Annotated in this window: 17 protein-coding genes; 15 read left to right on the plus strand and 2 right to left on the minus strand. The window is 53.5% G+C overall.

Going from position 1 to position 17,464, the window contains the following annotated elements; genetic code table 11:
* Positions 1-3 precede the first annotated feature (3 nt).
* The 15 genes from AAEZ10_RS10600 to fabF all read left to right on the plus strand — a co-directional run bounded on the left by AAEZ10_RS10600 (position 4) and on the right by fabF (position 16,545).
* A complete protein-coding gene (locus tag AAEZ10_RS10600; RefSeq protein ID WP_163032979.1) occupies positions 4-876 on the plus strand; it encodes a lysylphosphatidylglycerol synthase domain-containing protein in 873 nt (290 codons plus the stop codon).
* Complete coding sequence (locus tag AAEZ10_RS10605; RefSeq protein ID WP_220556672.1) at positions 869-2,341, plus strand: protein kinase family protein; 1,473 nt, start codon at positions 869-871, stop codon at positions 2,339-2,341. The genes AAEZ10_RS10600 and AAEZ10_RS10605 overlap by 8 nt, the downstream gene beginning before the upstream one ends.
* The gene (locus AAEZ10_RS10610) at positions 2,325-2,723 is read left to right on the plus strand and encodes an HAD family hydrolase (RefSeq protein WP_241089713.1); all 399 of its coding nucleotides are present in this window, start codon (positions 2,325-2,327) and stop codon (positions 2,721-2,723) included. Before AAEZ10_RS10605 ends, AAEZ10_RS10610 begins: the two co-directional genes overlap by 17 nt.
* A 9-nt stretch (positions 2,724-2,732) precedes the next feature.
* Positions 2,733-3,485, plus strand: a complete 753-nt coding sequence (locus tag AAEZ10_RS10615) for a glycosyltransferase family 2 protein (protein ID WP_122707314.1) — start codon at positions 2,733-2,735, stop codon at positions 3,483-3,485.
* 259 nt (positions 3,486-3,744) lie between these two features.
* Positions 3,745-4,341: an adenylyl-sulfate kinase gene (gene cysC / locus AAEZ10_RS10620; protein ID WP_374046154.1), complete on the plus strand. Its 597-nt coding sequence runs from the start codon at positions 3,745-3,747 to the stop codon at positions 4,339-4,341.
* The gene (locus AAEZ10_RS10625) at positions 4,338-5,723 is read left to right on the plus strand and encodes an FAD/NAD(P)-binding protein (RefSeq protein ID WP_122707310.1); all 1,386 of its coding nucleotides are present in this window, start codon (positions 4,338-4,340) and stop codon (positions 5,721-5,723) included. Before cysC ends, AAEZ10_RS10625 begins: the two co-directional genes overlap by 4 nt.
* A 161-nt stretch (positions 5,724-5,884) precedes the next feature.
* Entirely contained in the window at positions 5,885-6,916 is a 1,032-nt protein-coding gene (gmd, locus tag AAEZ10_RS10630; protein WP_122707308.1) for a GDP-mannose 4,6-dehydratase, read from the plus strand.
* Positions 6,916-7,815 carry a GDP-mannose 4,6-dehydratase gene (locus AAEZ10_RS10635; RefSeq protein ID WP_122707306.1) on the plus strand — a complete coding sequence of 300 codons (900 nt, stop codon included), beginning with the start codon at positions 6,916-6,918 and terminating at the stop codon, positions 7,813-7,815. Before gmd ends, AAEZ10_RS10635 begins: the two co-directional genes overlap by 1 nt.
* Entirely contained in the window at positions 7,812-8,957 is a 1,146-nt protein-coding gene (locus tag AAEZ10_RS10640; protein WP_350569107.1) for a glycosyltransferase family 4 protein, read from the plus strand. Before AAEZ10_RS10635 ends, AAEZ10_RS10640 begins: the two co-directional genes overlap by 4 nt.
* Positions 8,954-10,063 (plus strand): glycosyltransferase family 4 protein, encoded by a 1,110-nt coding sequence (locus AAEZ10_RS10645; RefSeq protein ID WP_122707302.1) that lies wholly within the window; start codon positions 8,954-8,956, stop codon positions 10,061-10,063. The genes AAEZ10_RS10640 and AAEZ10_RS10645 overlap by 4 nt, the downstream gene beginning before the upstream one ends.
* 459 nt (positions 10,064-10,522) lie before the next feature.
* Complete coding sequence (locus tag AAEZ10_RS10650) at positions 10,523-11,494, plus strand: UDP-glucose 4-epimerase family protein (RefSeq protein ID WP_350569109.1); 972 nt, start codon at positions 10,523-10,525, stop codon at positions 11,492-11,494.
* On the plus strand, positions 11,491-12,540 hold the full coding sequence (locus AAEZ10_RS10655; protein WP_350569111.1) for an MraY family glycosyltransferase: 1,050 nt from the start codon (positions 11,491-11,493) through the stop codon (positions 12,538-12,540). The genes AAEZ10_RS10650 and AAEZ10_RS10655 overlap by 4 nt, the downstream gene beginning before the upstream one ends.
* Before the next feature lie 84 nt (positions 12,541-12,624).
* Complete coding sequence (locus AAEZ10_RS10660; protein ID WP_122707296.1) at positions 12,625-14,619, plus strand: polysaccharide biosynthesis protein; 1,995 nt, start codon at positions 12,625-12,627, stop codon at positions 14,617-14,619.
* 110 nt (positions 14,620-14,729) lie between these two features.
* Positions 14,730-15,065 (plus strand): ComEA family DNA-binding protein, encoded by a 336-nt coding sequence (locus AAEZ10_RS10665; RefSeq protein ID WP_252868060.1) that lies wholly within the window; start codon positions 14,730-14,732, stop codon positions 15,063-15,065.
* A 205-nt stretch (positions 15,066-15,270) separates the two neighbouring features.
* A complete protein-coding gene (gene fabF, locus AAEZ10_RS10670; RefSeq protein ID WP_350569113.1) occupies positions 15,271-16,545 on the plus strand; it encodes a beta-ketoacyl-ACP synthase II in 1,275 nt (424 codons plus the stop codon).
* Here fabF and AAEZ10_RS10675 read toward each other — a convergent pair.
* Positions 16,542-17,099 carry a TetR/AcrR family transcriptional regulator gene (locus tag AAEZ10_RS10675; protein WP_243240981.1) on the minus strand — a complete coding sequence of 186 codons (558 nt, stop codon included), beginning with the start codon at positions 17,097-17,099 and terminating at the stop codon, positions 16,542-16,544. The two genes, fabF and AAEZ10_RS10675, sit on opposite strands and share 4 nt — an antisense overlap.
* 137 nt (positions 17,100-17,236) lie before the next feature.
* A complete protein-coding gene (locus AAEZ10_RS10680) occupies positions 17,237-17,404 on the minus strand; it encodes a DUF2897 family protein (protein ID WP_016770901.1) in 168 nt (55 codons plus the stop codon).
* Positions 17,405-17,464: the final 60 nt, after the last annotated feature.

Here is a 17,464-nt window from a genome sequence, read left to right on the forward strand (position 1 = left end):
AGCTTGAAGGTCTACTTCGGACTGCTGCTGATCGTGGTGATGGGTTGGCTGTGGTTACGTGCGCCGGATATCGCCAGTTTTGGTCGTGAGACACAGTGGGCTGGTCTGGTGGGTATTACTCTGCTTTATCTCGGCTCACATGTATTGCGTATGCTGCGCCTGGTGCTGTTGACGCTTGATGATCGCGATAAGGCGTTTCCTCTGGTTGCGGCGCATACATTGACAGCTTTTCCAAGTAGCTTTCTGCCATTCAAGCTGGGCGAGATTTTACGCCTTGCTTCCTTTTTTCATGTGTACGGGAAACGGCAGAAGGCGCTGGCGGTATGGTTGGCGGAGCGCTTTGGAGATGTAGTGGTGATCTCCGCCTTTATTCTGGGGTTGTACATTTTTAATATTCAAGTCGTGCCCGCAATGCGCACTGTCTTTGTATTATTTGTACTGGCCAGTGGTTTGAGTCTGTTGGGGTTCTTCGCTGTTGCTAAGATCTTTGTATATTTGAATCGTCATCTTGTACTGACTAGCTACACGCCGCGCGGACTGACCGTGCTACGCGCGAGCCAAGTATTACGCAGGCTTGAAGTCGCGATCTATAAGTCCGTCGAGGGGCGTGTGTCAGGTTTCCTGCTGCTCTCTGTACTTATCTGGTCTGTCGAGATTCTGGCGTTGTCTTTATTTATTAACCAGCTTGGGATCGGAGATCCGGATCTCGCGGCGCTGTTCACCTCCGGTTTGCTGGCGAGCTTACCCGGCGGCGGGGGAGTCTCGAATGCCTTCGGTCTCTACCAGTCGCTGGGTCTGGTGGCGTTGACATTGGTATTTCTGCTCGTCGTTTCGTTGCCGGCGCGCTCCAAAATTCTAAGGACCCGAGATGTCTGAAGCATATACCAAACTATTGCTTATCCTTGATGATCGCGAGTTCGCCTTTGGTGAAGTGCGCAGCTTGGTTGGCTCCCGCCGATTCGGTGATATCGTCTTCAAGCGCCGACCACTGATCGAACATTTCCTTACCGCGCTGCCGGCGTGGAGTCGATCACGTGTGATTCGTTTGCAGAATGAAGATGATCTTGTCGCGCTGCGCTCTACACTGGAAGCGTGTAGTGAGGATACATCTGTCTGCGTTATCGCCGGGCGTGCCGGCTTTTCACAACCAGAACGCCTCACCCAGTTGATAGAGCGCCTGCCGTATGCTGAAGAGGACTTTACCGATACGTTGTACAAACCGATGCTGGTATTTCTGCGCAATGCCCACATGTTGGTCGACCAATGGTCGGCGTTTCTGGCGGCACCTCTTCATACATGGGATAGGGCGTGGCAGGGCGCTCAGCGTTTGCAGTCGGTCGAACCCCTGGATTTAGGCAAGATCCGCGATTTCCTTTCTTACACCAGCGGTTCTACAGCAACGCGCCATTTCAACGAAATGCAAATGGACGCGTATTACTACACGAAGCGATCCACTGACAAGACCAAGATGCGCGCGGAGTATTCCTTTTATAGCCTCGCTCCCGAAGGCATGCGGCCTTGGCTGATACAGCCTTTTGATTTTCAGGATGATGGTGATCGCGCATCTTACAAAATGCTGCGTTATTACTTGGCAGATACTGCTTTGCAATGGGTTCACGGCGCTTTTGAGCCCGATACGTTCACTTCTTTTGTTGACCGTCTGCTGTTTTTTCTCGCGGAGCGCTCAAGACAAACCTGCACTAAGGAGCAGTCGGCTGCCACGGCGCGAGAACTGTTCGTTAATAAACTTGAAAAACGGGTTGAGCAGTTTCTTGCGATGGAGGAGGGACAGCGGATCAATCGTTTGGCTGCTAGCGCTACTCCTGAACTGGATGTTTCACGCCAGCTAGAGCGTTTTGTGAAGCTCTACAAACGCTTCGAGAAAGGATTTGCATTTGATTACCGTGTGGTCGGGCACGGTGACCCTTGCTTCTCCAATATACTTTATGATCAACAACGCTATCTGCTAAAGCTGATCGACCCTAAAGGGGCGCTGACGGAGGAGGGGCTGTGGACACACCCTTTGTATGATCTGTGCAAGGTGTCGCACAGCGCATTGGGCGACTACGATTTTATTAACAATGGTCTCTACAATGTAGGTTTCACCGACAGTAATCAGTTGTTGCTGAGTTTTAAACACACCAATCACGCCGTCCTGAAACCTGTCTTTGTTCAGCGAGTCAAGGCGGCAGGCCACGACGTTCGCGTCATGCGTCTGGGCGAAGCATCATTGTTTTTGTCGATGCTGCCGCTGCACATAGATTATCCAAACAAGGTGATTGCTTTCCTGCTGAACGCTCACCACATACTCAATGAGGTTGAAAGTGAATCAAGAGTTTGAGAGCGTCGACGGTGTATTGGTCGTTGATATTGACGGCACGCTGTGTGGAATTAAAACGGCGAATCAGTCGTACGCAGATCTGATTCCCGATCAGGCCATGCTGGCTAAACTTCGCGAATACCAGGCTAAAGGTTATCGAATCTTACTGTTCACTGCGCGTAATATGAACACTTATAAGGGTAATCTGGCGCTTATTAATAAACATACTGCACCAGTTCTTCTCGAGTGGCTCGCTAAGTGGGAAGTTCCTTACGACGAAATTCTGTTTGGCAAGCCTTGGCCGAGAAAACGCGGCTTCTATATTGATGATCGATCTGTGCGCCCGGACGAGTTCCTTAACATGACCGAAGAAGAAATCCATAAATTGCTGGGGCAGGAGTAGGAGTCTGAGATGTCGGTGAATATTGTTATTACTATGGCGGGCCGCGGATCGCGCTTCTATGAGGCTGGATACACGGTACCAAAGTATGAAATCCCCGCGCACGGCAAAAGTCTGTTCGATTGGTCGATGCTTTCTTTACGGAATTTTCTTACAACCGATTGCCGTGTGATCTTTGTATGCCTTGAAGAAAATAACTCGGCTGATTACGTTCGCAGGCAGAGCGAGGCAATGGGGCTTCGTGATGTGCACGTTATCGAGATTGGGCAGGTAACTGATGGCCAAGCGACAAGTGCGTATCTGGCACGTGAATTCTGGCGGCCGGAGGATCCTCTGCTTATTTATAATATCGATACGTACGTTAATCCACGCGCCTTGCTCCCGGAGTCTATTCGTGAGGGTGCTGATGGATGGGTTCCGTGCTTCCAGGTTCCGGGCGATCATTGGAGTTTCGTAAAATTGGGCGATGATCAGTGGGCTACCGATTTGGCTGAAAAGCAGCGTATTTCGGATTTCGCATCAATCGGTCTGTACTGGTTTTCACGAGCTGAAGACTATGAGAAAGCCTATGACCGTTTCTTTGCTGACTCCCAAAATCTTGTTCGCGGCGAGCGTTACATTGCGCCACTTTATCGACAACTAATTGCCGAAGGCCGGAAAATTTCTATAACTGATCTTGCTGTTAATGACGTCCATGTATTAGGTACACCGGCGGAATTGAATGCATTTCTCGAACTGAACCAAGAAGATTTGCTTGTCAATTGATTGATGCGCGTTGAAATTGGCCAGCTAAAGTAAGTTCCCTTATTCGGCGAGTGCATTACAAAATGTTACCCGCCGGGTCGTCTCGAGTGACGCTCGGCGCCCACCTTTCAATCGATCAGTGGTACGACGGGGTTATCCTCTATTGTCTTGGAGATCTTGGCGGTGGGTTGGAGCGGGGTGAAAGGTCGCTTCCGACGCCGCTGTCGTGAGTACGCGAATTCAATGATAATCTGAGATGTCAGTGATACGAGGTACCGGTGTGTCCAATAAAAATTTAGTTTTCCAGGCGTCTGTTGTCGACGCTTCAACGAGAGCGCTGGTCAAGTCGCAAAAGCCGATCACTTTATGGTTGACCGGGTTGAGTGGCGCTGGCAAATCCACCATCGCAAACGCGCTGGAGCTGGCTCTGGTCGAGCGTGGTCGACATACTTATTTGCTGGATGGCGACAATGTACGTCTGGGTCTGTGTAAAGACCTTGGGTTCAGTGATGCTGACCGGGAGGAAAATATTCGTCGAATTGCAGAGCTGGCCAAATTGTTCATGGATGCCGGCCTGATCGTGATCACTGCATTCATCTCCCCATTTCAACATGATCGTGCCTTGGCTCGCGATGTGATCGGCGATGAAAAATTTATCGAGGTCTTTATTGACACTCCCTTGTCAGAGTGTGAGCGCAGAGATCCAAAAGGCCTATACGGGAAGGCTCGCTCCGGCGTAATCAAGAACTTCACGGGAATCGACTCGGCCTATGAAAGCCCGCTGAATCCCGATGTTCGTGTCAATACTCTGGAAGAGAATCTGGAAACCTGCGTGGCGAAAATTCTCGACTGTCTGAATCAGCGGGTAGTGGCATGAAGACTCTCGTCATTATCGGCGCAGGTTTTAGTGGGACAGTAACGGCCATTCAGTTTTTGAAGCATTGCCCGCCTGGCGCTCAAGTTATTTTGATCAACCGCTCAGGCGGTATGGCTCGTGGCCTGGCGTATGGAACAAATAGTGCTCAGCATCTGCTCAATGTTCCGGTTGGCAACATGACAGCTTTGGTAGATGAACCTGAATCTTTTCAAAAGTTTTGCCAGGAAACCGATCGGAGCGTTTCGGGTTCATCATTTGTGCCTCGTAAGCTTTACGGCGATTACCTGTCTTTCTTGCTGGATTCGGCCGTGGAGCGTGCAGAAGACACTTCGCTTCAGCGATTGGCGGCGGAGGTGCGCAGCCTCAGGTCTGGTCAGAAGGGCGTGATCGTAGAACTGGCAGATGGGGAGCAATTACGTGCAGATCACGTCGTGCTCGCATTTGGACACTTTGCCCCACTGAATCCTCAATGTGTTGCACCTGCCATCTCCGCTGGCTGCTATCAGCAGGATCCTTGGGATCGTGAACGTCTGTTACCCGATGCAGGCAAGCCCGTCCTTCTTATAGGTGCCGGGCTGACCGCTCTGGATGTAGCACTCAACATCGATCAGCGCAATTCACGCCCAATCTACATGCTGTCGCGCCGTGGCTTGCAGCCATTGGCTCATCGCCCTCATGGTAAGGGACTGGCGTCGAATGCAGGAATCAGCGAGCGATTGTTTGGCGTGGAGCCTACAGCGAGCAATTATCTTCGCGAAGTTCGCAGTCTTGTTAAAGCGGGTGCTGCTGAAGGACGGGACTGGAGGGATTTCATTGCAGCCTTGCGTCCCGCAACGCCAGCGCTTTGGGCTCGATTGCCGGAGATCGAGCGACGCCGTTTTCTGCGCCACCTGCAACCCTACTGGGATGTGCATCGTCATCGTGTTGCCCCTGAGACCCATGAGCGCTTTCTAGAGGCTCTGGGCAGCGGACGAATCATTTCCTTGGCAGGGCGAATCAAGGACATGAGCCCTGAAGGCGAGGGCGTGCGTGTGAGCTTTCAGAGACGGGGTAGCGATCAGACCGAATATGTCGATGTCGGGCAGGTTATCAATTGTACCGGGCCCAATTCGAATTTACGGTATGTCGATGATCGGTTGATTACCCAATTACGCGATGAAGGACTTCTCCAGCCAGACTTACTGGGTTTGGGTTTGCATGTAGATGAACGCCTGGCGGTTAAAAATGCTGACGGGAATGTTTCAACATGGCTTTCCTATATAGGGCCGATGCTCAAGGCCGATTTATGGGAAGCCACAGCTGTACCTGAATTGCGCGAGCTCGCGAAAAATTTGGCTTGCAGGCTTGCCGATGACTTTCGCCAGGATCCCCGGGCAGGTTAATCCAAGCGTCTAAAAAGTCGCCCAGGGGGCGGCAAATGGCGGTTCATGGGGTACTATTCTCCTGTTCCGCAAAAAAATGCACAGTCTTGGCCTCATCCGCATTGCCAGGCTAGATTTTTTCTTGTTATCAACAACGTTCAAATGGAGTTTAGAGGATTCGCATGAAAGCAATCGTTACTGGCATTACCGGTCAAGACGGCGCCTACCTGGCGGAACTGCTGCTGGAGAAGGGGTACACCGTTTACGGTACCTACCGTCGTACCAGTTCTGTCAATTTCTGGCGTATCGAAGAGCTGGGTATCCAGCAGAACCCTAACCTGCATTTGGTCGAATATGATCTGACAGATCTCTCTGCCAGCATCCGTTTGCTGCAAACCACTGAAGCCACCGAGGTGTATAACCTCGCCGCGCAGAGCTTTGTGGGCGTGTCGTTCGAGCAGCCAATCACTACTGCCGAAATCACTGGCCTTGGTGCCGTGAACCTTCTGGAAGCGATCCGCATCGTCAATCCTAAGGTACGTTTCTACCAGGCATCGACTTCTGAAATGTTTGGTCAGGTACAGGCTATTCCGCAGGTCGAGAGCACGCCTTTCTATCCGCGCAGCCCTTACGGCGTCGCCAAGCTTTACGCTCACTGGATGACCATCAACTACCGTGAGTCGTACGGTATTTTTGCGACCAGCGGTATTTTGTTCAACCACGAATCGCCTCTGCGTGGTCGTGAGTTCGTAACCCGCAAAATCACTGACTCCGTGGCCAAGATCAAGCTCGGTCTGCTCGATAAAATGGAGCTGGGCAACCTCGATGCCAAACGTGACTGGGGTTTTGCCAAGGAGTACGTAGAAGGGATGTGGCGCATGCTGCAGGCCGATGTACCGGATACCTTCGTATTGGCGACCAATCGTACCGAGACCGTCCGTGATTTCGTATCCATGGCGTTCAAGGCCGCTGGTATCACTATTTCCTGGTCGGGCACTGCTGAAGCCGAACAGGGCACTGATGCTGTTACCGGCAAGGTACTGGTTACCATCAATCCGAAGTTCTACCGTCCTACCGAAGTTGAGTTGCTGATTGGCAACCCGGCCAAGGCCAAAGAAGTGTTGGGTTGGGAACCGAAAACTTCGCTTGAAGAGCTTTGCCGCATGATGGTCGAGGCTGACCTGCGTCGTAACAAGCAAGGGTTCTCTTTCTGATGATCAATGCTGGCAAACGTGCGCTGATTACGGGTATTCATGGATTTACCGGTCGCTACATGGCGGCTGAGCTGCAAGCTCATGGCTACGAAGTTGTCGGGATGGGCAGTCAACCCTCCGACGATCACAATTATCATCAAGTCGATCTGGCTGACGGTATTGGTCTACGCACGTTGCTGGCAAAGATTCAGCCGGATGTCGTTGTGCACCTTGCAGCTCTGGCATTTGTCGGACATGGTGCGGCGGATGCGTTCTATCAAGTCAACTTGATAGGCACGCGTAATCTGCTGGATGCTGTTGCCGCTAGCGGGAAGGCTCCGGATTGCGTTTTGATCGCCAGCAGCGCCAATGTCTATGGCAATGCATCGGGAGGCATGTTGTCGGAAGCTACAGTGCCGGCTCCTGCCAACGATTACGCCGTTAGTAAGCTGGCCATGGAGTACATGGCCAAGCTCTGGATGGATCGTCTTCCCATAGTTATCGCGCGGCCATTCAATTACACAGGTGTTGGGCAGGCCGAGAACTTCCTGTTGCCGAAAATCGTCTCCCATTTCCTGCGCGAGGCGCCAAGGATTGAATTGGGTAACCTCGATGTTTGGCGCGACTTCAGTGATGTTCGGGCTTTGGTCAAGGCTTATCGTGGTTTGATCGACGCGAAACCCTTGGGGCAGATCGTGAATGTCAGTTCGGGACAAACGCACTCACTTCGAGAAGTTATCGAGTTGTGCAAGTCGCTGACTGGGCATGACATCGAAGTCGACGTGAATCCAGCGTTTGTCCGCGCCAACGAGGTGAAAACCTTGTGCGGGGATAACTCGAAGCTGCGGGATCTGGTTCCCGGATGGGCAACGGCGCCTCTAAGCGAAACCCTGAGCTGGATGCTGACGGCTGATAAATGAAGTTAATTCTTTCTGTTGAGCCGGTCCGTTTTCCACTGACCGGCATTGGTCGCTACACCTATGAGTTGGCGCTGCGACTGCAGCAGAATTGTGAAATTACTGACCTGCAGTTTTTTGCAGGTCGGCGATTTCTACCGTCGTTGCCTGCTGCTTCCGATACGTCGGGTAACGGTTATGGTCTGAAGCGAGCCGTTCAGAAGAATTTCCTGGCGGTTGAGGCCTATCGTTTGCTGATGCCATTGCTCAGGAAGCGAGCGCTTAAAGGTCATGGTGAATTTCTTTACCACAGCCCCAATTATTATCTGCCTCCGTTTGCCGGACGCAGCGTTGCTACCTTTCACGATCTTTCTCCCTTTACGTGGTCCCACTGTCATGCGCCGCAACTTGTGCGCTATTTGCAGAAGGAGCTCAAGACGACGTTGGTCAGGGCTGATGCTTTGATAACGGACTCTGAATACACGCGTAAAGAGTTGTCCGACTATTTTTCCTGGCCTATTGAGCGGATTCATACTGTGCCGTTGGCCAGTTCTGCCGAGTTTCATCCTCGGTCTGCGGACGACCTCCGGTTGACTCTGTCGCGACATGGTCTTGAGGCGGGCGGCTACAGCTTGTTTGTGGGTACCATCGAGCCGCGCAAGAATATTGATACCTTGCTCAATGCTTATTCACGTCTGCCACTGGAGCTGCGCAAGCGCTGGCCACTCGTGTTGACGGGTTACTATGGATGGCAAAACGAGGATATTCATAACCGGCTTGAAAGCGCACACCGCGAGGGCTGGGCCTACTATCTCGGTTTTGTTCCCAGTGAAGACTTGCCTCTGTTGTTTGCCGGTGCGCGGCTATTTACCTTCCCTTCGTTGTACGAGGGTTTCGGTTTACCGGTGCTGGAGGCTATGAGTTCGGGCGTTCCCGTCGTTTGCTCCAACAGTTCTTCCCTGCCAGAGGTTGCCGGTAATGCGGCACTTATGTGCGAAGCAACGGACACGCTGGCGTTGACTGAACTTTTGCGCCAGGGCCTTGAAGATGAGGTGTGGCGCGCCAGTGCCATTGAACAGGGATTGCTGCACGCAGCGAAGTTTTCCTGGGAGCGGTGCGCAAAGGAAACGTTCGAGGTTTATCAGAAGGTGGTCGACGGGCGATGATCAAGGTTCTGCACTTCTTCAAGACTTATTACCCGGAGACAATGGGGGGCATCGAACAAGTCATCTTTCAGATTGCCGAAGGTGGTTTGCAGCATGGGTACGAGTCCCAGGTGCTCTATCTCAGTGAGCGAGGGGCTGCACGCAATGAACCGATTGCGCATCATCTGACCCATCGCTCAAAACTGGATCTTCACGTTGCTTCTACGGGATTCTCGTTTTCGGCGCTCAGGGATTTCATCGAGCTGGCTCGAGAAGCGGATATTGTTCATTACCATTTTCCGTGGCCTTACATGGATCTCGTTCATTTTGCGAGTCGAGTCGGCAAGCCCAGTGTGGTCAGCTATCACTCCGATATCGTCAAGCAAAAAACGCTGCTCAAACTTTATCAGCCACTAATGAATCGCTTCTTGTCCAGTGTCGACTGTATTGTCGCGTCGTCGCCAAATTATCTGGCCAGCAGCCCGGTTTTGACACGATTTGAAGATAAGGTACGTGTTGTTCCTTACGGTCTGGATCGCTCGACTTATCCCGTCCCTTCTGCAGAGAAACTGGCATTCTGGCGAGACCGGTTGGGTGAGCGATTTTTTCTTTTTGTAGGTGCCCTGCGTTATTACAAGGGCCTGGATTACTTGCTTGAGGCAGCCAGGGCGACCGGGTTACCGGTGGCCATTCTCGGAGGCGGGCATCTTGAGGCAGAACTCAAGGCTCAAGCCGCGGAAGCGAGTGTGCCCAACGTGCATTTTCTGGGGTTGTTACCTGACGAAGACAAGGCTGCGCTGCTGACGCTTTGCTACGCTTTTGTCTTTCCGTCGCATTTGAGATCGGAGTCTTTCGGAATTTCCCTGCTCGAAGGGGCTATGTATGGAAAACCGATGATCTCTTGTGAAATTGGCTCGGGCACCACCTACATTAATATTGCCGAAGAAACCGGATTGGTCGTCCCTCCCAGGGATTCCATTGCATTGGCACAGGCTATGACAAGGCTGTGGAGCGAACCTGCGACAGCTGCCAGGATGGGCTTGGCCGCCGAACGCCGGTTTGAGGAGGTTTTTTCCTCAAGTTTGATGGCGCAATCCTACGCTGATATTTATCGCTCGTTGCTATAAAACTTTTCGCAACCCATGTTAATGGGCTGTCAGGACAATGCCTTGTCTGGCGGATGCTTGCGGATAATTAGAGTCGATTTTTTTTCGTTTCATTGTCTGGCTACTTGCGTGCAAGTTTTTCTCAAGCAAAGTTTGTTTCATTTAATATTGCTTGTTGCAGAGTGTGTGCGTGAGTTTGCCAAAGAACTTGGTTTGTTAACAGTCTGTAAGGCGCGCAAAATGCAGCAGTGAATTTTGCCTCAATGAAGGCGGGTTTCAGGGTGTGTTTTTATGACGTGGCGCAAGTTGTCTTTTCCTGCTGCTTTGAAGTGGCCAAGAATCGCGTAATTCAATAGACTGCCACTCGCATATCCCTCGACGAAGTGATCTCCATGGTTGCTGCAGCCACGCATCCATTTGCCGCTTCAACGGGGCTGTTGCCGACAGGCAAGCATTGATTTCTTAGCTCAAGGTGCTTTCATGAGATCCAAGACATTCCTGATTACCGGCGGTAATGGTTTTCTGGGGGGAGCACTCATAGATCGGCTAATACTGGAGTCGGATTGTTCTGTCGTAGCGCCGATGCGTACTAGAACTCATGAGCATGCTCCATGTGTGGACGTTATACCCTTCGAAGGTCTCAGTGGGGCTAACGATTGGAGTCGCGTCCTCACAGAAGTTGATGTTGTCGTCCATGCGGCAGCGCGCGTTCACGTCATGGACGAAGTCGCGGTCGATCCCTTGGCTGCCTTCCGGGAAATCAATGTCGACGCGACTTTGAACCTCGCTCGTCAGGCTGCGGCATCGGGAGTTAAACGGTTTATCTTCGTCAGTTCGGTGAAAGTTAACGGCGAGCGCACTTCTCCAGGCGCTCCTTTTTACGCTGATGATGTGCCTGCACCGCTTGACGCTTATGGCATTTCCAAATTTGAAGCCGAGCAGGGCTTGAAGCGACTGGCGCAGGTTACGGATATGGAAGTGGTGATTATTCGCCCGGTTCTGGTCTACGGTCCGGGGGTGAAAGCTAATTTTCTCACTATGATGCAATGGCTGGATCGTGGTGTTCCGTTGCCATTTGGCTCAGTGCGTAATAGCCGCAGTCTGGTGTCAGTAGGCAATCTTGTGGATCTCATCGTGACCTGTGCCGACCATCCGGGTGCTGCCAATCAAACTTTTATGGCGAGCGATGGCGAAGATGTTTCCACAAGTGACCTGTTGCGCAAGCTAGGCCAAGCGTTGGGTAAGCCCAGTTATCTCTTGCCTGTTCCGGTATGGGTGATGAAGCGGCTGTTGGCACTGGTAGGACGGCGGTCTATATCTCAGCGGCTTTTCGGCTCTCTGCAGGTCGATATCGGTAAAAATCGACAATTACTGGGTTGGACCCCGCCCATCAGTCTCGATAAGGGTCTTGCTTTGACCGCAACGCACTTTCTGGAAACCCGCAAATCATGACTTATGGATGGTTCCTTTCCGTCGTTCTCTGCCTATCCTTCTCCCTCACCTGGGCGTTACGCCGTTACGCATTGGCGCGCAGTTTGATGGATATTCCGAATGCGCGCAGTTCGCACTCTGTGCCTACTCCTCGTGGCGGTGGCGTAGCGATAGTGATCGCATTTGTTTTTGCGCAAGTAGTGTTATGGGGCGTCAAAATTACTTCGGGTAGCGCTTTTCTTGCTGTTGCCGGCGCTGGAAGTCTGGTTGCAGTGATTGGCTTCATGGATGACCACGGCCATATCGCGGCGCGCTGGCGTCTGCTGGGGCATTTTCTGGCTGCGGGATGGCTGTTGTTCTGGATGGGCGGCATGCCCGTGGTGGAGGTACTCGGAGCGCAGGTCGATCTGGGAATCTTTGGTCATTTCCTGGCACTGTTTTATCTGGTATGGCTACTTAATCTTTACAACTTCATGGATGGCATCGATGGTATCGCAGGTGTCGAGGCGGTTTGTGTTTGTCTTGGGGCGTGTGTGTTGTATTGGCTTGTCGATGCAGCAGCGTTGATCTGGGCTCCATTGATGTTGGCTGCGGCGGTGATGGGCTTTCTCTGCTGGAATTTTCCGCCGGCAAAAATTTTCATGGGTGATGCGGGTAGCGGATTTCTTGGCGTTGTTCTGGGCGGTCTTTCTCTGCAGGCAGCGTGGCATGATCCTTCACTATTTTGGGGCTGGCTCATACTGCTCGGTGTGTTTATCGTGGATGCCTCCTTCACGTTGTTCCGGCGCCTGTTCAGAGGAGACAAACTGTATGAGGCTCACAGAAGCCACGCCTATCAGTTTGCTTCCAGGCAATTTGGCCGGCATTTGCCCGTAACCTTGGCAACAGGCTTGATCAATCTATGCTGGCTGTTGCCGATTGCGGTAGGTGTTACACGGTTTGGGCTGGGCGGCGTATGGGGTGTACTTTTAGCCTATATCCCGCTGGTTTTTCTCGCGATCAGGTTTCATGCTGGGGAGCTTGAAAAGACCGCTGATGATGGAAAAGAAAACAATTCTGTCATCTAGGTTTAGAGTCATGATGCCGGCTTGTGGTGGTTCATTACGGTGATCAGCATTTGAAAGAGGGAAACTGAGGTGCTTGAAGAGTTAATGGATAAAGTCAGAGAGCGTCTCGTTGGACTACCACGGCGGCGCAAACGACTGATACAGGTTGGCACAGACATTTTTCTGGTTTGGGTGGCCCTGTGGTTGGCATTCATCGTGCGCTTGGGTATCGATGATATGTACAACCCCTTCAAAGTCCACTTCTGGCTATTCGTCTGCGCCCCTGTTGTGGCCATTCCATTGTTCATTCGCTTCGGCATGTACCGTGCCGTCATGCGCTATTTTGGCAATGACGCATTGATTGCAATTATCAAAGCTGTCAGTTTGTCTTCGCTGATTCTGGCGGTTGTCGTTTATTGGTACAGCAATCACGAAGCGGTTGTGCCTCGCTCGATCATTTTCAATTACTGGTGGTTGAGCCTGGTCATCATTGGGGGGTTGCGGTTATGTATGCGGCAATACTTCATGGGGGACTGGTTTACAGCCGCGCAGCATGTTCCTTTTGCCAACCGTGACGATGGTCTGACCAAAGTTGCGATATACGGCGCAGGTGTAGCAGGCAATCAACTCGTTGCCGCACTACGCATGGGGCGCGTTATGCGCCCCGTCGCCTTTATCGATGATGACCCGGGTATTTCCGATCGCTCGATCTCAGGCTTGCAGGTTTATAAACCCAAGCATATTCAGCAGATGATCGACGTCACAGGGGCGCAGGAAATCCTTCTCGCTTTGCCATCCTCGACTCGTGCTCGTCGCCGGGAAATTCTCAACTTGCTTGAAGGCTTTCCACTGCACGTTCGCAGTGTGCCGAATTTTTCCGATCTGGCGAGTGGCCGAGTCAAAGTTGAAGATATTCAGGAAGTCGATATTGCAGACCTGCTGGGGCGCGATGCCGTTCCAGCTCAGCCTGATCTTCTGGAGCGTTGTATCAAAGGCAAGACTGTCATGGTCACAGGTGCCGGCGGTTCGATCGGTTCGGAGTTGTGTCGGCAGATTTTTGCGTTGGAGCCAACCGCGCTTCTGTTGTTCGAACACAGTGAATTCAATCTCTACAACATTCTTTCAGAGCTGGAGCAACGCAGCTCTCGAGAGTCGGCTCCGGTTCGATTGCTTCCCATACTCGGGTCCATACGCCACCAGGATAAATTGCTCGATGTGATGAAAACCTGGAAGGTCGACACGGTTTATCATGCGGCCGCCTACAAGCATGTGCCCATGGTCGAACACAACATTGCCGAAGGTGTGCTGAACAATGTGATCGGCACCCTCAACACCGCTCAGGCGGCTTTGCAGTGCGGCGTCGCTAATTTCGTGTTGATCTCCACTGACAAAGCGGTCCGCCCGACCAACGTTATGGGGAGCACGAAGCGCCTTGCCGAATTGACACTTCAGGCCCTGAGCCGTGAAATCGCCCCTGTTTTGTTCGGCGACAAAGCCAACGTTTCCAGAGTCAACAAAACCCGTTTCACCATGGTCCGTTTCGGCAACGTGCTCGGCTCTTCCGGTTCTGTCATCCCGCTGTTCCATAGCCAGATCAAAGCCGGCGGGCCGTTGACCGTCACCCATCCAAAAATCACCCGCTATTTCATGACCATCCCCGAAGCCGCACAGTTGGTCATCCAAGCTGGCTCCATGGGGCAGGGCGGAGACGTCTTCGTGCTGGATATGGGCGAGCCGGTGCGGATCGTCGAACTCGCAGAAAAGATGATCCATCTCTCGGGCTTAAGCATCCGTTCGGAGCGCAATCCTCAAGGCGACATCTCCATAGAGTTCACCGGTTTGCGCCCAGGCGAGAAGCTGTACGAGGAGTTGCTGATCGGTGACAACGTCGCAGCTACGTCGCATCCGATGATCATGAGCGCCAATGAGGATCACCTTCCTTGGGACGTTCTGAAAGCCCGCTTGAATGAACTGCTCAAAGCCGTGGAAGCCGACGACTACACCCGCGTCCGCCAACTCCTGCGCGAAACCGTCTCTGGCTACACCCCCGATGGCGAAATCGTTGACTGGATCTACCAGCAACGTCGCCTCGAGCCCTGATTGTTTCACATCCTGTAACGCTCGCATTTTTGACTTCCCTTCATCATGACCTACGTTTGGAGAGCAGCTTCGGAAAAGCTGCTTTCTAAAACGATGATGGAGCGTCACTTATGCGTACCGGTTATTTCTACTCGCTGATTTTTGCTTTCCTCACCAGCGCCTCGATTGCTGCGATTGCTGCCCCTGTAGCGCCCGCCGAGACAACAAAGACGCCTTTGCTGATGGATGCGGCTGCGCCCTCGGCAAGCGCGAAGGTCGATCTCAACGGTGCGGATGCGGCCACGTTGCAGAAGGAGTTGGCGGGTGTGGGGGAGGCGAAGGCGCAGGCGATTGTTGCGTATCGGGATACAAACGGGCCGTTCGCGTCGGTGGATGAATTGCTGGAAGTGAAGGGGATTGGCAAGGCGATTCTGGATCGCAATCGTGAAAAGCTGGAAGTGAACTAAGCTGACAGTTCAACGCCGAGAGGCCGGTCATTGACCGGCCTTTTTATTGGGTGCCGATCGGGTGGATGCCTGAGCGCTTAAAATTACGGGTATCATATTGCGTCTTGATTATGCCTATAATAATTTCGCTCGGGACTGATTCAGCAGCCGAATCGCAGCACACCGGTGCACGTCGAATTTTGAATTGATAAGGGGTAACCACGATATGAACCAACGTCGAGTCGTCGTCACGGGCATGGGCCTGGTTTCACCCTTGGGCAGTGATGTTGAAATCGTCTGGCAGCGTTTGCTGGCCGGTCGTTCCGGGTTGCGCAACTTGCCCGATGCAGTCGTGGCTGATCTGCCGACCCGGGTCGGCGGCAGTGTGCCGACGGTGGAGGAAGACGCCGAGGCCGGATTTGATCCGGATCGTGCGACGCCGCCCAAGGAACAGAAGAAGATGGATCGCTTCATCATGTTTGCCATGGAAGCGGCGCGGCAGGCCCTGGAGCAGGCCGGCTGGCATCCGGCGGACACTGAAAGCCAGGAGCGCACTGCGACAATCATCGGCTCGGGTGTCGGTGGTTTCGGTGCGATTGCCGATGCCGTGCGTACCACCGACAGCCGTGGCCCCCGGCGTTTGTCGCCGTTCACCATTCCATCGTTTCTGGTCAATCTCGCGGCGGGTCATGTGTCGATCCAGCATGGCCTCAAAGGGCCGTTGGGCGCACCGGTTACCGCCTGTGCTGCCGGGGTTCAGGCGATCGGTGATGCGGCGCGGTTGATCAGGGCGGGGGAGGCGGACATCGCGGTATGCGGCGGTGCTGAAGCTTCGATCGATCGCGTCAGTCTCGCCGGTTTCGCGGCGGCGCGGGCGCTGTCCAGCGGTTACAACGACAACCCGGAAAAAGCTTCGCGTCCCTTCGACAGTGGGCGCGATGGTTTCGTGATGGGCGAGGGCGCCGGTCTATTGGTCATCGAGTCGTTGGAGCATGCGCTTGCACGCGGTGCGAAGCCGCTGGCCGAACTGGTCGGTTACGGCACCACCGCCGACGCCTACCACCTGACCGCCGGTCCGGAAGACGGCAGTGGCGCTCGCCGGGCGATGCAATTGGCACTGGCTCAGGGCGGTGTGACGCCGGAGCGGGTGCAGCATCTCAACGCACATGCGACGTCGACGCCGGTCGGTGACCTGGGCGAGTTGGCGGCGATCAAGGCGTTGTTTGGCACGCAGAACAAGATCGCCGTGACTTCGACCAAATCCGCTACCGGTCATTTGCTCGGTGCGGCCGGCGGGCTGGAGGCGATTTTCACGCTCCTGGCGATTCGTGATCAGGTAGTGCCGCCAACGCTCAACTTTGAAAACCCGGATCCAGCGAGCGAAGGGGTGGACATTGTCCATGGTGAGGCGCGGTCGATGGCGATCGAATATGCATTGTCCAACGGCTTCGGTTTTGGCGGGGTCAATGCGAGCGTGTTGTTCAAGCGCTGGGAAGGTTAATCGCTCGATTGCTTGAGATGCTCGCGGGTGACGTCGAGGATGCGCTGGGCGAAGTCGGCATCCGCGACGCTGCGTGACAGCAGAAGAGCGCCGGCCAGGGTCGCCATGATGACAATGCTGCGATCGGCGCTGTTCTCGCCATCGAGCGTGGCCTGAATTTGTTCGAGGCGAGCATTGAGGACTTCGTCACTGGTGGGGCTTGGTTGGCCGCGCAGGCCCAGCTCGGAGGAAATGGTCAGCAGTGGGCAGCCTTCGTGGGGCGAGGTCTGATGCCACTCTGACAGGTAGGTGTCGATGAATACTTGGAGAGGGTTTTCCTGCGCGAAGATTTCTTCGCACAGGCCCGCGACTTGCTCGCCGGCCTCTTGCAGGGCTTTTTCGACCAGTTCTTCCTTGGATTTGAAGTGCGAGTAGAAACCGCCATGGGTCAAGCCCAGGGCTTTCATCAAAGGCTGCAGGCCGGTGGCGCCGATACCGTCCTTGCGAAATCGCGCGGAAGCTTCCTTGATGATGCGTTGATGGGTCTGGGCTTTGTGATCTGGCGAGTAACGCATGTGGAGCTCTCCGCGACGATGCTGCCATCTTAACCACGGAAGATTAAATGGTGACTGTACTTCTAAAATCTAAACAGCCTGCGGGTAAGTCCGATCGTGCTGAAAAAACAAACCCCGCCATTGCGGCGGGGCTCGTATCAGCGGTCTTGTGCATCCTTGGCATCCGCTTCGGCATTGCGCTGTGCGACGCGCTTGCGTTCTTCATCGGTCAGTTCGACCTTGTTGGCGGTGTCGCGCAACATCATCAATCCGCCGACAATCGAGCCGATCGCAACGACCAGAATCAACCAGGCATACCAGGGCATAACGGCTCTCCTTAATGGCAGCTCGACGGGCGAGGACTTCGCCGTGCGATGCTGCATACC

The sequence above is a fragment of the Pseudomonas sp. H26/SER47-MNA-CIBAN-0231 genome, from assembly GCF_040310465.1.
In the GTDB taxonomy this organism is placed as follows: Bacteria; Pseudomonadota; Gammaproteobacteria; order Pseudomonadales; family Pseudomonadaceae; genus Aquipseudomonas; species Aquipseudomonas atacamensis.